Raw genomic sequence first — 13,284 nt, forward strand, 5'->3', positions numbered from 1 at the left:
GCCCTCGTCAGGCGGCAACATGGCGCCATGCTCGAACAGATTCCCACCCATGTGATCGGCGGCCCGCTGGGCGCCGGCAAGACCAGCCTGATCCGCGACCTGCTGGCCCAGCGCCCGGCAGGCGAGCGCTGGGCGGTGCTGGTCAACGAATTCGGCCAGGTCGGCCTGGACGCCGCGCTGCTGGCCACCGACGCCGACGGCGTGGCCATCGGCGAGGTGGCCGGCGGCTGCCTGTGCTGCGTCAACGGCGCGCCCTTCCAGGTCGGCCTCGCCCGCCTGCTGCGCAAGGCGCGGCCGCAGCGGCTGTTCATCGAACCCTCCGGCCTCGGCCACCCGCGCACCCTGCTGCGCCAACTGGGCGAGGCGCCCTGGCGCGGCGTGCTGGCGCCACAGCCCTTGTTGCTGGTGCTGGATGCCGCGGCGCTGGCCGCAGGCGCTTCGCTGCCGGAAGCGCAACGGGACGCCCTGGCCGATGCCGCGCTGCTGGTGCTGAACAAGAGCGAAGGGCTGGACGAGGCGGCCCGCGAACGGCTGCAAGCCGACCTGCCGGCGCTGCCGCAGGTCTGGACCGAGCAGGGGCGTCTGCCCTTCGCGCGCCTGCCGTTCGTCGCCAATATCGGATCGGACGCAGCGGCGGAGCTGCCGGCGCCCATGGCCGAGCTGCCCGTGCTGCTCACCCGCGCCGCGCCCCTGCGGCAGGTGCACAGCGAGGGCGGGCGCCAGGCCGTCGGCTGGCGCCTGCACGCCGACTGGCGCTTCCGCCGCGCGGCGGTGGAGGCCTGGCTGGCCGGCCTGGGCGGTCTGCTGCGGGCCAAGGCGGTGCTGCACTGCGAGGACGGCTGGCAGGCCTGCAACCGGCTGACGGGCGCCGAACCCTGGCAGCCCAGCGCCTGGCGGCGGGACAATCGGCTGGAGCTGATCTTCGACGCCGAGCAGGATCTGCAGGCGCTGCAGCAGCAAATGTTGACCTGTGCCAGGTTGGCCGATGGCCAATAAGGTTGCCATCGGCGGGGCGAATGATAATAATTATCAGATTCTGGTCATTTCCCCACAGGCTTCTCCCATGGCGCCATCGCAATCGCGCTCGCCGGCGGGCTCTGCTCTCGTCGCGTCCGCCGCGGAACTTCCTTCGTCCTCCGACAGCGACGAAGGACTCTCGCTGCCTTGCGTCAACGCCCAGCGTGGCAGTGAAGCCAACCTGCGCCTGGTGGACTGCTCCGGCGCCCGCCGCGACGAGGAAGTGGCCGTCGCCGAGGAACTGCTGATTCCCTACGCCGCGCCCGTGGAAGGCGTGGAAGAGGCGGAGCAGCCGCCCCAGCCGGCTGGCTGGTGGAAGTCTTCCGGGCTGTCCCTGGTGCTGCACCTGGGGGTGGTCGCCGGCCTGGTCTGGGCCATGCCCAGCCCCGACGAGCTCAACCTCGGCCGTGGCGAAGTGCCGACCATGCAGGTCACCGTGGTGCAGCTGCCGCCCAAGCCCGAGCCGGTGAAGGAGCCGCCGGCCGCCGCGCCCGAGCCGCAGCCGCCGCAACCCACGCCGCCGGAGCCGGTGGTCGAGCCGCCCAAGCCGGAGCCGCCGAAACCCAAGCCCAAGCCGGTGGAAAAGGCGGTGCCGAAGAAGGCGCCCAAGCCCAAGCCGAAACCCAAGCCCGAACCCGAGCCGGTGGAGCAAACCCAGGCCCAGCCGACGCCGCCCGCCCCGCCGCCGCTCCCGGCCGCCCCGACCGTGGGCCAGAGCACCCCGGGCGCCCAGGCCGCCCCGACCGGCACCCAGGGCCCTGCCGGCCTGCCCACCGGCAGCCTCAACGACAGCGACATCAAGCCGCTGCGCATGGACTCGCCGAAGTACCCGCTGATGGCCCAGCGCCGCGGCATCGAAGGCCACGTGAAGGTGCTGTTCACCATCACCGCCGACGGCCGCATCGACGACATCCAGGTGCTGGATTCCTCGCCGCCGCGGATGTTCGACAGCGCCGTGCGCCAGGCCATGGACACCTGGCGCTTCGAACCCCGCGTCAGCGGCGGCCGCATCGTCGCGCGGCAGGCGACCAAGGTCTTCTACTTCAAGCTGGAGGGGCGCCGCTGAGGCGCTTCCCGGTTGATGGAAAACGCGCCTTCGGGCGCGTTTTTCGTTTGGGGTGGCTGTTGTGGGAGCGGGCTTGCATGGTATTCACCGGCGGCACCTGAGCTCTGGATCTAGTCCGCTCCCTCTCCCTAACCCTCTCCCTGAAGGGAGAGGGGACCGTTCGGAGTGCTTGGCTGTTGTCGAGTCAGCCGGACACATTGTGGTGTCCGGCTGGAACCTTGCTTGCAGCCGGCACGGACTGCCCCCTCTCCCTTCAGGGAGAGGGCTGGGGAGAGGGAAAGAAGCTGGACCGAAACACCGAAGCCACCGGTGCACACCATTCGCGAGCAAGCTCGCTCCTACAAGAGCGAGACCTCAGGGCAACTCGAACCCGCCCGCCGCCTTGTGCAGCGCCCGCAGGTGCGCGCCGAGCTGCTTGAGGTTGGCCTCCAGGGCCTGCAACTCCTCGCGGCGCTCCGGCTCCAGCAGCGCGCGGACCTCCTGGTCGAGGTTGTCGCTGAGCTGGCGCAGGCGCGCCTGGCGGGCCTGGGTCTGCTGCTCCAGGCGCGTCGACTCGCCCGGCTGCGGCAGGCCGTAGCCGCTGTCCAGCAGCTCCGCCGGCTGGCTGAGGAAGCCGCTGTCGTCGAGGATCTGCTGCAGCGTCTTGCCCGCCGCCACCAGCTTGGGGTCGGCGCGGGCATCGTTGAGGTGCCCCAGGTACAGGCGCTTCAGCTCGTCCTGGGCCAGCTGCAGCTGGCGCCGCAGCGAGGCCTGCTCCAATAGCAGCATGGCCGCGCTGGCGCGCAGGTCGGCCTTGTCGAACCAGGCGCGGCGTTCGCTGGCGGGCAGGGCCAGCCAGTCCTCGACCTTGGCCTGGGGGATGTCCAGGCGCTGGCGCAGCACCTCGAACATCGCCTGGTAGCGGTCGCGGAAGGAGTCGAAGCGGTAGCCCAGGCGCAGCGCGCGCTTGGGCTCGTCGAGCACGCTGGCGTCGGCCAGGCCGCGGTTCTCCATGATCTCCACCACGCCGTAGGGGGTGATGCTGTCGAGGTCCTGCAGGCGCGCGTCGGGGATGCCGCTGCGCAGCAGCTTGAGGGTCTCCACCGCGCAGTTGTTGGAGATGAAGTAGTAGTTGCCGTCGTAGCCCCAGTGCACCTGCATGGCGCGCTCCACCAGCTCGTCGATCTGCTGGCGGCTGAGCCTGAGCGGGATCGAGGCCAGGCTGCGCAGCTCGATCTTGGTGTATTCCTCGATCACCTGGGACAGCGGCAGCACGAACAGCCGCGACGGGTAGGAGCCGGTCAGGCCGTCCCAGCTGGACAGCTGCAGGTCGCCGACGAAGGCGCGGTAGGACAGCACCAGGTGCTGGTCCAGGTCCAGCCGGCAGTCCGGGCCGCGCGGCCGGCCCGGGGCGCAGACCACCAGGCGCAGCATGGCGTGGCCCCAGCGGCTGACCCACTGGTCGTTGGCCTCGGCCAGCAGGTAGTCGACCTCGTAGACCCGCTCCGGGTCCAGCCGGCCCAGCGGCTGGCGGCCGAAGTCGCGGCCGGCGTTGAGGTAGGCGAAAGACTGTTCGCAGGCCTGGCGCTGCGGGCGCTCGCCGAAGCGCTCGGCGTAGTAGCGGTACAGCGCCGGGCGGCGGCAGGCGTAGCTGGGGTCGAGGACGAAGTACTCCATGTTCACCGCGACGAACTCGCGCGGGTTGCTCAGCTCGTAGCGGTCCGGGCTGCGCAGGACGAAGCGGTTGTCGTGCTCGCGCTGGCCGCGCTTGCCGGCCAGTTGTGGCCAGCCGGCGAGGTCGAGCAGGCGCGGGTCGTCGGAGAGGGTGAAGCGGCGGTTGGCCTGGCCGCGGCACTCGGCGCCCTCGCCGATGCGCCCTATGCTGCCCTGCTGGCGCGTGCAACGCTGGATCAGCCGGGCCTCGGCGGGCAGCCAGAGGCGCCCGCGGTCGTACAGGTGGGTCAGCTCGTGGACCACCGTGGCCTGCAGCTCGCGGCGCAGGGTGCCATGGCTGCGGCCGGTCTTGAGGGTGGCGGCGCTGCCGTCGGCGAGGGCGGCGAGGTACTTGCGGTTCAGTGCGATGGCGCCGGGGCGCAGGGCCTGGCCCATGCCATTGCCCGGCAGGTCGTCGCGCCACTCCACCTCGACGCGGCGGTCCAGGGCCTGGACGAAGGCCGGCGGCAGCGCCTGGCGGACGTCATCCAGCAGTTGCTGGCTGGCCTGGCGCTGTGCCGGGGCGAGGCCGTCGGGCTGCAGCGCCAGGTGCAGGTCGGCCTGGGCGCTGGCGGCGGCGAGCAGGCTCAGTGCCGCCAGCCAGCGGCGGCCGCGGGGGATCACAGAGCGAGAATGGCTTCGGCCAGTTGCTGGTCGGAGGCATCGCGCGCTTCCGGGAGCTGCTCGCGCACCACCTTCAGTGCCGCTTCCAGCTGCGCACCGCGGATGGCGCCCTGGCTTGCGACGAAGCTGGCGGCGTCGTCACGGGCGTCGCGGACGATCTTCATGTCGCGGATCGAGGTGGTGGTGTCGGAGGTGAAGTCCACGCTGCGGCCGATGGCGTTGGTGGTGATGTTGAACAGGCGGATGACCGACTGGGCCTGGGCGCTGGAGGCACAGGCGGCCAGCAGCAGGCCGAGGATCAGGGGGCTCTTGGGGATCGAGCTGAGGCGCATGGGAGTCTCCGAAACGGCAGCGGACGCTGCACACGACTGACTATTGGGCAAGAATGGCTTCGGCCAGTTCCCGATCGTTCGCCGCGAGCTCCGGATGCTGTTTGCGCAGCCAGCGCAACGCCTGTTCCAGGCGCGCTCCGCGCACCTGACCGTCGGTGGCGACGTAGCTGGCGGCATCATCGCGGGCGGCACCGAGCAGTTTGTTCTCGAAAGGCGTACTGGTGACTTTGCTGGTCACGTAGCTGCTGCCGGCGACGAACATGGTGGTCTGTTCGAAGGCCAGCACGGGGGTGGCCAGGCAGAGGCCGGTGAGCAGGAGTAGCAGGCTGCGCATGGGCTATGGCGATCGGAAAAGCACAGCCGACAAGGCTAACGGAATGCGCCGGCAAGAGCCAGCCTCGCAGGCCCGGTAGATGCTCTGAAAAGGCGCCTCCGGGCCAGGTGGGGCGGGGAATCAGATGACCAGGATCGCCTGGGCCAGCTGCAGGTCGTTGGCGGCCAGGCTCGGCAGCTTGCCGCGGATGTGCCGCAGCGCCGCTTCCAGGTGCGCGCCCCGCACCTGCCCCTGGGTGGCGACGAAGGTGGCGGCATCGTCGCGGGCGTCCAGGACGATCTTGTCGTCGCGGAAGGAGTTGGTGATGTCGGTGGTACCGTCGGAGGTGGCCTTGGTGGCGCCGACCAGCGCATCGGTGGTGACGATGAAGCTGGAGGCGAAGGCGCCGCTGGCGCAGGTGAGCAGGGCGGCGGCGGTGAGCAGGCGCAGACGATTCATGGATGGACACTCCCAGTCGAGATGAAACCGCGCGGCCAACGCTGCCGCGCGTTACCGATGCAGACTAGCGGAGCCAGCCCGCGACGACCAGCCGGTTAGCGCCAGAACGGTTTCGAAAGTTCCCGCTCGCGCTGGCAGCGGTCGATGCCGGCGTCGGCCAGCTCGCGTTCGCCGAGCTGGCCGAGCTGGTGGCGGGTGCGGGCGTTTTGCAGGTACATGTCGATCCGACCAGCGATCTTCCGCCACGGGCTTTGGGCGTCCAGGCGTGAACCGGCAGACGAACGGAAGGGAGCGAGAACCCGGTTCATGTGGTTGTCCTTCTGGCGACGGAAGGACAGGATGCACGCCCCGGGCGTGGTCCTAACAGACACAAGCGCCGACGATCATTCCGGCACAGTCTAGGCCGCCAGGGACACTGTTATGCCGTTCCGGCGCCTTACTGTGCGGGCGAATATTCCCTAGCGCTCAGGCAGGAGTTCGACGCTGATCAACGCCAGTTCGCTGGCTCCATTGCTGAAGGTGCGGATTTCCGCGCTCGAACTGGCCGTTGCCACATCGAGAATGCCCTCCAGCGTCCTGGGTTCGCCTTCGGTCCCCATCAGCGGGCCCTGAGCCAGGGTGGTCACCTGGGTCGCCGCATTGCTGACGACGTCCCAGTTGCCCACCGGCTGGGATGGACTACCGTTGGCGCTGTAAGTGACACGGTAGCGCAGCTTACCCTGGGGAATGTGGGTGTATGGACCATAACTCAGGTAGCCCGAGATGCCGGGCTGGACCACCAGGCGGCCATCGCGCAGCTGGCCGATGAGCGTGGGCAGACGTTCGGCCGGCCAGAAGCCCCAGCGCAGAGGCACGAAGCCGGCATCCCGGCAGCCTTCGCATTGGCCCATGCCCGGGAGCAGCAGCTTGATGCCATCAAGCTCACCCATCGCGTCGTCCGCACCGTGTGACTGCAGGGCCTGGTCCCAGAGCGCAAGATCATTGAAGACATAGAGGGCCTTGGGATCGTAGGTGCCTGCCTGCACCTGGGCTGCCAGGGCGGCCTGGGTCCTTGCCTGGGCTTCGGTATCAACCCTGGCGAAGTTGGCGGCATTGATCGACATGCCGTGGTGCAGGGCGAAGTTCGAAAGGGGGATGAAGTCCGGTGGAAGGTTGGTTGGCGCAATGTAGAGCACCTTGTCGTAGCGGGAACCGAGTTCGGTCCACAACCTGGAGGTCAGGGGATTGTTCCAGTGCCCTTGGAAATGATTGCGCGTACCGGCAAGCGCGTTGGACAGGTCGTAGATCTGCGCGACCAGGGCGACGGCGAGCAGGCCCAGGGCGACCTGCGGCCGGGTACGAGTGCAGACGATGGCGATGATCGTCACGCTGAGCAGATAGAACACTGGCCAGAACATCCGGCCCGGCGAACGGAATACTTGGTACAGACGCACAGCCCAGTCCGGTATCTCGAACTGGATCAGGGTGTGGTGGCCGATACTCACTGTATTGGTCAGCGATACCAACAGCAGGAGAACGCTCATCACGATCAGAGGCCATATGCGCGTGTGACTCCATTGCCCGCGGCGGCCGACTGCCAGGAGGCAGGCGATGGCCAGCAGCCCCAGCATACCCACACCCATGTAGGCGAAACCGTCGCCTTCGATGAAGGGGAGCTGCAGTCCGGGCAGCACCCGCGACCAAGCCCCTCGGGAATCGATCAGCGACAGCAGGTTCATTCGCCCGTAAGAGCCCGTCGCTGCCGGCGACGAACCAAGCATGAAGTAGCCCAGGAGCCACATGATCGTCAGGACCAGGGCGCAACCGGTCAGCCCGCAAACGATGCAGCGGGCAAGGCTCGCCTCGCGCCGCAGCAGGCGTTGCAGCAGATCGGCGCCCCAGATCGCGCCGAGCATGACCAGCAGGTAGGCGTGGGTCAGGGTGGCGACCGCCAGCAGCACCAACCAGAAGCGCGCTCGGTAGGCATTGTCGAAATAGAGGTACAGCCCGGCCATGAGCAGCCACTGACCACCCAGCGCGAGGTGGATCGAGAAACGCATCAGGTAGGGTGGCAGCAGCAACAGCAGGCTGGTGCCCAGGCACAGCTGACGTCGGTCTTCGACGAAACGCGATAGCGTCAGGTAACCGAATACCCCCTGCAGCACCATGCAGGTCAGCACCCACAGGCCGAAGTACTGGAAGCTGTCGGGTAGCAGCGGACCGATCAGTTTGAATGGCAGGGCGAACAGTGGCAGCGAGTCGGAGAAGACGATGGAGCTTCCCTGCTCCATGCCATAGCGTGGATTGGCGCCCAGCGGGAATTGCAGCAAGGGGGTTTCACGGAAGAACTCCCACCCCAGCAGATTGGTCGGTGGGTCGAAGAAGCCGCGCATCAGCCAGTCGATGTTCGATGGCAGCAGAATGGACGGGCCTCCAATGGTCAGGAACAGGAGGCAGGCCAGCAGCACCGGGATCCACAATGAATGACGTGGAACGGCTGAAGTGCGCATCGCGAGGCTGTTGCCAGCGGTTTTCAATGTCCGCTCCATGGCTAGTGTCTGAACCCCCAGAGTCTGCTGGCGAGGAAGGTGATGCCCGGTACCACGGCGGCCGACGCGATGGCGGACAGGCGCGGAGAAAGCCAGCCGACGGCCAGCAGCGCAGCCAGCAAGCCGCTGTTGGCCAGGAAGGCGCTCAAGGAAATCAGGAAGAAGCGGCGCATCGCCCTGCTTGGCGAGCCCGGTGCGGAAAAGGTCCAGATGTAGTTGCCGGAGAACGACAGGCCGAACGCGCAGAGGAAGGCGACCAGGTTGGCGAGCAGCGCCGGCCATGCCGTATGGGACAGCAGCAGCCAGACGATGCCGATGTGCAGTACGGTGGCGCCTACGCCGACGACACCGAAGCGGGCGGCGAGCAGCACCTCCTTCAGCAGGCGGCTGCGAAGCGGACGGTGCACGGACAGGCTCTCGTCGTGGGTCATGGGCGCCGAGCCAGGCAGAATGCTGTCAAGCCGGCGACACGATTGAAGTGCAGTACCGGCAACTCCGCCATGGATACCGCCTGCAGGGCTGCATTGACCACCCCGTTGTGTCGTTTGAGCTGCGATCTGGGCTGGCGCACGGCACCACCCCGGAGCCGCTCGAACAGGCGCAGGGTGGCGGCTATCGGGAACACGCCGCCAAAGTAGTAGGCGCCTTTCAGCACCTCGAGCCCGGCCTGCTCTGCGACCCGTTCGATATCGGTGAGCCGGTAGCGACGTTTGTGTTCGAGGAATACATCGTGATCGCTCCAGAGGAACTGGAACGCCGGTACGGAAATCAGGAAGTGAGCACCGCGGGGCACCTTCTCGACGTAGTGGCGAAGCAGGCCGACATCGTCGTCGACATGCTCCAGGACATCCATCAGCAGCACCAGGTCGGAGTCCAGGCGGTCCACCGAGCGACGAAAGCGGATCGGCTTCCCGGCTTCGTTGGCATCGGAGTCCGCCGGGTAGCTGATGTCCACGCACCAGGCTTCGCCGGCGCTGCCTTCGGCCAGCAGAGCGCGGGAGAAGAAGCCGGAGCCGGCGCCCACGTCGAGGATGCTCGAGGGGCGCATGTCACCGAGAAACTGCTGTACAGCGGCCCGCTTGGATCGGTAATACCAGTGGTCGGCGATGTGTTCGCCCAGGATGTCGGTTTCCTTGAGGTCCATGCTCAGTCCTCTGCTTCGTAGATGCGCCGGACGAGATATACGGGCCTGCGCTTGGATTCCAGGTAGGTGCGGCCGAGATACTCGCCCAGCACCCCGATGCCGATGAGCTGCAGGCCGCCGAGGAAGGTCACGGCGACCATCAGCGAGGCGTAGCCGGGCACGTCGATGCCGAAGAGCACCACCTTGAGGACGATCAGTATGGCGAACAGGAAGGCGCTCAGGGACACGGCGATGCCGAGGTAGGTCCAGATCTTCAGGGGATCGGTGCTGAAACTGGTGATGCCTTCGAGGGCGAAGTTCCACAGGCGCCAGCCATTGAACTTGCTGGTTCCGGCCACTCTTTCCGGGCGGCTGTAGTCGATATGGGTGGTACGGAACCCGACCCAGGCGAACAGACCTTTCATGAAGCGCCGGGACTCGGGCAGGTCGTTCAGCGCATCCACGACCTGGCGGTCCATCAGACGGAAGTCGCCGACGTTCTCGGGAATCGCCGGATCGGCAATCTTGTTGTGGATGCGATAGAACCAGTTGGCCGACGCCCGTTTGGCCCAGGAGTCGGAGGCGCGATCGATGCGATGCCCGAGCACCACGTCATAGCCTTCCCGCCAGCGTTTGACCATGGTCGGGATCAGCTCAGGCGGGTCTTGGAGATCGACGTCGATCGGCACCACCACCTGGCCCGTGGCGCAACGCAGACCGGCACTCAGGGCCGCTTCCTTGCCGAAATTGCGGCTCAGGTCGACGATCCTGATCCGCGCGATACGTCGTTGCAGCAGCAGGAGTATATCGAGCGTTTCGTCCTCGCTGCCGTCGTTGACGAAGACGTACTCCACTCGCACAGCATCAGGATCGGCGAACACCTGCTCGACGCGCTCGACGAACAGCGCGACGGTCTCCGCCTCGTTGTAGACGGGCACCACCAGCGACAATACCAGCGGCGTGTCGAGCTGCGGGCGGTGGATGAGGCTCTGCCGGGGCGCGGCGTGGAGTTCACTGGTCATGTCGTTTCGTCCGTGGCTTGTGTCGCTCTTGTTATTCGGGATATGGCAGGCGCGGCCTCAATCGGCCGCACGCTGGGCGGTTTGTGGCGTAGGCAGGCCCGAGGAAATCTCCAGGTCGGAGAGTTGCAGGTCTGCGCCATTGCTCAGCAGGCGCAATTCGACTTTCTGCAGCGGGGCTTTCAAGGCCACCATCCCGGCGACCGGCCGGAGTTCGCCGTGGGTGCCGGCCAGCGGACCGTTGGACAGGGTGACAAAGTGCCCGCCAGCATCTTGCCCGACGATATCCCAGGTACCGACTGTCATGGTTTCGTCAGCATCGCTCAGGTAGTTGATCCGGTACGAATAGACGCCTTCGCTCAGGGCAATGTAGGGACCATAGCTGAGATAGCCCGCCTCACCCTGCTTGCGCGGAACCAGGCGCCCATTGCGCAGTTGGCCGATCAGGCTGGGCAATTGTTCAGCCTTCCAGCGTATCCGGAGGTCCGAATTCCGCCTGTCCAGCGGTGTCGCTACGGTAGCCCAGCTTTGCGATGGCCGAATGTTCATGCAGATGAGATGCTGGCTGTCGAGCATGCAGCGCCCGGCATTGAGCGCAGTGCGGAACAACGGCGGTAGATCCAGCGAATTGTGCAGGTGCCCCAGCTTCACGTACAGATGGCCGGGCAGTGCGGGCCCGTCGACCAGCCTGTTCTTTTTCGTGCAATCCGTCGCGGCGCGGGCGGTATAGCCGGTATTGATCCGAAGGCCCAGTTGCGCCGCCAGGTACTGGTAGCGCACGTAGTCGTCGTCCGTGGTGGGCGGAAGGCTGCAGCCATAGGCGGGATAGACGTCGATTTCCTCGAAGCCGGCTAGCGCCGTGCGCCAGGGCGCGATGTCAACGGTGGTGGGGAGGCGTGTCTGGAACAGGACGCGGTCGCGCAACGGGCGGGTGTCGTACCACTGCAATGCCAGCGCCCCGGACATCAGCAGCAACAGCGCGAGGCTGCGACGGCGCAGCAGTACGGCCAGGACGAAGAACAGGATGCTGTAGCCCACCAGCCAGAAGAAACGGCCGCTTACCCGGAAGATGCCGGCCAGCGCTTCGGCGAACCGGGGCAGGTGGATGTCCAGCAACTCATGCTGGCCAACGAACACTTTGTTGCTGGCCGCGTAGAGAGTCAGTGCCAGCAGGGCCAGCAACAGGTAGCGATGGCGCGCCGCGGAACGGAGGAACGCACGGGGCTCCAACAGCGCGCTGGTGGCCAGCAACAGCAGGACACCAGCGCCCAGGTAGTTGAAGCCTTCATCCTGGCCCGGTGTTGCGTAGTGGTTGGAACACAGCAGGCCACCGCAGAAAGGCGAGAGCAGGTTCAGTGAATAGATGCCGAAGCCGCCGGCGGCGGCGCCCTTGCCGATGAGATAGCCGCCCGCCAGGAGGAGGATGAACAGCACCGCGAGCGAGCCTGCGAGCCAGAGGCAGGCGCGTTTCAGGTCCAGGCTTCCAGCCCACCACTGGCTCACCAGATAGACGAGCAGGAGCGGATAGCTCATGGCGAACAGGTAGGGGTGTACCAGCAGGGCGCTGGCGGTGATCGCGATGAATGCCGTGCAGGTTCGGCGAACGGACCATGTTTCCGAATGGCCCCTCAGATAGGTGCCCAGGGCCAGCAGGAGCAGCCCCTGGGTCATGAGCGCCGTGTGCCCCAGGCGGTGCGTCAGGGCCGGCCAGATCAGGGCGAAACCCGCCGCGAGCAGGGCACCTGGAAGATGCCGGATACCCAGTGAGCGAATCACGAAAACCGCGGCGGCTGCCTGCAGCAGGTAGCAGATGGCGTGCCACAGGCCGAAGTAGTGGAAGCCCGCGGGCAACACCCCGGCGAACAGCTTGAGCGGCAGGGCCAGCAGCGGGATGCTGTCGGTGAAGGCAATGCTGATGCCGTCGGGGTAGTTGAGGCGATCCGTCTTCAGCAGCGGGAAATGCCAGTGGTCCTGTTCGAAGAACAGCCACCCCGACACGTGAGAGGCCGCATCGCCGCCCTCGAAGAACCTGCCATGTCCGGCCAGGAAGGTATCCGGATACAGATACAGCACCAGGGCCACGGCCATGAGCAGCGGCAAAGCGTAGGCGATGCTGCGACGCGCGGGGCTCCACAGCCATTCCAGACCGAAGTGCCGGTTGCTCGACAATGCCGGGCTTCTCATCCTTCACATTCCCTGTCGGTGGCGAGGCGCTTGCATCACGGCTTGCGCGCCACTATCACCTGGCTCTTGGCGACCACCTGGTCCAGCACCTCCTTGATGGCGGCGCCGCGAGGCGAATCGAGCAGGACGTCCCAGGTCCTGGTCCAGTTGTGCAGCAGCGGATGGTCGGGATTCTCGAACCCGACGCCGGCCTCCCAGAAGAACAGCATCCACAAAGACCAATAGAAACCATATTGGCCGTGGCTGACGACTTCCAGGCCCGCTTCCGTCACCCAGTCCCTGAACTGCTGCTCGCCGATCACCCGCACGTGGTTGGGTTTGCGGAAATAATCGTCGGCGGCGAAGCCCCGCTGGAGCTCCTCCGAGGAGGGATGAGGGGCGGAAAGCAGGTAGAGGGCGCCGGGTTGCCCCACGCGGACCAACTCGGCGAGGAAGGCCTGGGGGTCGTCCACATGCTCGATGACCTCGGTGCTGACCACGCGGCTGACGGAGGCGTCCGGAATCGGTAGCGGAGCACTGTCGGTCACCAGGCACTCGACGCTGCGGGCCGCGCTTCCTTCCAGGCGTTGGCGGGTGGCCTCGATCTTTTCGGCGTCGATGTCGGCCACGATGATGCGCGCGCCACGCATGGCGCAGAAGTGCACATTGCCGCCGTTGCCGCAACCGACATCCAGCACGGTGTCCTCGGGGCCCACGGGAAAACCGCGGTAGAGCTCGCCGTTCTGCTGGTCGAACCAGCCGCTCAGGGCTGCATCCTTGAGGCCCAGCATGTATGGGTCCACATGTGGCTCGGCGGCGCTGCCCGTGCTTTCCTTCGCCGCTGGAGCGGCAGGAGTGGTCAGGAAATTCTTCAGCCGGTTCAGCATGGCCAGTTCTCCAGAAGCGTTCCGAGCGGGGAAATGCGGGATTTGTCTGCGCAGCCGGGAA

General features: G+C 66.8%; 13 protein-coding genes. 2 read left to right on the forward strand and 11 right to left on the reverse strand.

Annotated features, from left to right (window positions below; genetic code table 11):
- The first annotated feature begins 27 nt into the window (after positions 1–27).
- Positions 28–996, forward strand: a complete 969-nt coding sequence (locus CHC02_RS17990) for a CobW family GTP-binding protein (protein ID WP_089392815.1) — start codon at positions 28–30, stop codon at positions 994–996.
- A gap of 67 nt (positions 997–1,063) precedes the next feature.
- On the forward strand, positions 1,064–2,083 hold the full coding sequence (locus CHC02_RS17995; protein WP_089392816.1) for an energy transducer TonB: 1,020 nt from the start codon (positions 1,064–1,066) through the stop codon (positions 2,081–2,083).
- A 354-nt stretch (positions 2,084–2,437) separates the two neighbouring features.
- Here the strand turns inward: CHC02_RS17995 and CHC02_RS18000 are convergent, their stop codons facing one another.
- The 11 genes from CHC02_RS18000 to CHC02_RS18050 all read right to left on the reverse strand — a co-directional run bounded on the left by CHC02_RS18000 (position 2,438) and on the right by CHC02_RS18050 (position 13,223).
- Positions 2,438–4,396, reverse strand: a complete 1,959-nt coding sequence (locus tag CHC02_RS18000; protein WP_089392871.1) for a DUF7844 domain-containing protein — start codon at positions 4,394–4,396, stop codon at positions 2,438–2,440.
- Positions 4,396–4,731, reverse strand: coding sequence for a DUF2388 domain-containing protein (locus CHC02_RS18005; protein ID WP_089392817.1), 336 nt, complete (start codon positions 4,729–4,731; stop codon positions 4,396–4,398). Before CHC02_RS18005 ends, CHC02_RS18000 begins: the two co-directional genes overlap by 1 nt.
- Before the next feature lie 40 nt (positions 4,732–4,771).
- Complete coding sequence (locus tag CHC02_RS18010; protein WP_089392818.1) at positions 4,772–5,065, reverse strand: DUF2388 domain-containing protein; 294 nt, start codon at positions 5,063–5,065, stop codon at positions 4,772–4,774.
- 120 nt (positions 5,066–5,185) lie between these two features.
- A complete protein-coding gene (locus CHC02_RS18015) occupies positions 5,186–5,503 on the reverse strand; it encodes a DUF2388 domain-containing protein (RefSeq protein ID WP_089392819.1) in 318 nt (105 codons plus the stop codon).
- Positions 5,504–5,598: 95 nt separating this feature from the next.
- The gene (locus CHC02_RS30855) at positions 5,599–5,811 is read right to left on the reverse strand and encodes a YjiS-like domain-containing protein (RefSeq protein ID WP_176450336.1); all 213 of its coding nucleotides are present in this window, start codon (positions 5,809–5,811) and stop codon (positions 5,599–5,601) included.
- Positions 5,812–5,961: 150 nt separating this feature from the next.
- On the reverse strand, positions 5,962–8,019 hold the full coding sequence (locus tag CHC02_RS18025) for a DUF6311 domain-containing protein (protein WP_139210211.1): 2,058 nt from the start codon (positions 8,017–8,019) through the stop codon (positions 5,962–5,964).
- 14 nt (positions 8,020–8,033) lie between these two features.
- Positions 8,034–8,462, reverse strand: coding sequence for a GtrA family protein (locus CHC02_RS18030; RefSeq protein WP_089392822.1), 429 nt, complete (start codon positions 8,460–8,462; stop codon positions 8,034–8,036).
- A complete protein-coding gene (locus CHC02_RS18035; protein ID WP_089392823.1) occupies positions 8,459–9,175 on the reverse strand; it encodes a class I SAM-dependent methyltransferase in 717 nt (238 codons plus the stop codon). The genes CHC02_RS18030 and CHC02_RS18035 overlap by 4 nt, the downstream gene beginning before the upstream one ends.
- A 2-nt stretch (positions 9,176–9,177) precedes the next feature.
- Positions 9,178–10,176 carry a glycosyltransferase family 2 protein gene (locus tag CHC02_RS18040; protein ID WP_089392824.1) on the reverse strand — a complete coding sequence of 333 codons (999 nt, stop codon included), beginning with the start codon at positions 10,174–10,176 and terminating at the stop codon, positions 9,178–9,180.
- A 57-nt stretch (positions 10,177–10,233) separates the two neighbouring features.
- Positions 10,234–12,357 (reverse strand): DUF6311 domain-containing protein, encoded by a 2,124-nt coding sequence (locus tag CHC02_RS18045; RefSeq protein WP_139210210.1) that lies wholly within the window; start codon positions 12,355–12,357, stop codon positions 10,234–10,236.
- A 35-nt stretch (positions 12,358–12,392) separates the two neighbouring features.
- Positions 12,393–13,223, reverse strand: a complete 831-nt coding sequence (locus CHC02_RS18050) for a class I SAM-dependent methyltransferase (protein ID WP_089392826.1) — start codon at positions 13,221–13,223, stop codon at positions 12,393–12,395.
- Between the last annotated feature and the right edge of the window lie 61 nt (positions 13,224–13,284).

This window comes from Pseudomonas delhiensis (genome assembly GCF_900187975.1).
Taxonomy (GTDB): Bacteria; Pseudomonadota; Gammaproteobacteria; order Pseudomonadales; family Pseudomonadaceae; genus Pseudomonas; species Pseudomonas delhiensis.

Excerpts from the sequence above, each read along its gene's own strand:
- CHC02_RS17990 (WP_089392815.1), top strand. The coding sequence starts at position 28 with ATGCTCGAACAGATTCCCACCCATGTGATCGGCGGCCCGCTGGGCGCC.
- CHC02_RS17995 (WP_089392816.1), top strand. The coding sequence starts at position 1,064 with ATGGCGCCATCGCAATCGCGCTCGCCGGCGGGCTCTGCTCTCGTCGCG.
- CHC02_RS18005 (WP_089392817.1), bottom strand. The coding sequence starts at position 4,731 with ATGCGCCTCAGCTCGATCCCCAAGAGCCCCCTGATCCTCGGCCTGCTG.
- CHC02_RS18010 (WP_089392818.1), bottom strand. The coding sequence starts at position 5,065 with ATGCGCAGCCTGCTACTCCTGCTCACCGGCCTCTGCCTGGCCACCCCC.
- CHC02_RS18015 (WP_089392819.1), bottom strand. The coding sequence starts at position 5,503 with ATGAATCGTCTGCGCCTGCTCACCGCCGCCGCCCTGCTCACCTGCGCC.
- CHC02_RS30855 (WP_176450336.1), bottom strand. The coding sequence starts at position 5,811 with ATGAACCGGGTTCTCGCTCCCTTCCGTTCGTCTGCCGGTTCACGCCTG.
- CHC02_RS18030 (WP_089392822.1), bottom strand. The coding sequence starts at position 8,462 with ATGACCCACGACGAGAGCCTGTCCGTGCACCGTCCGCTTCGCAGCCGC.
- CHC02_RS18035 (WP_089392823.1), bottom strand. The coding sequence starts at position 9,175 with ATGGACCTCAAGGAAACCGACATCCTGGGCGAACACATCGCCGACCAC.
- CHC02_RS18040 (WP_089392824.1), bottom strand. The coding sequence starts at position 10,176 with ATGACCAGTGAACTCCACGCCGCGCCCCGGCAGAGCCTCATCCACCGC.
- CHC02_RS18045 (WP_139210210.1), bottom strand. The coding sequence starts at position 12,357 with ATGAGAAGCCCGGCATTGTCGAGCAACCGGCACTTCGGTCTGGAATGG.
- CHC02_RS18050 (WP_089392826.1), bottom strand. The coding sequence starts at position 13,223 with ATGCTGAACCGGCTGAAGAATTTCCTGACCACTCCTGCCGCTCCAGCG.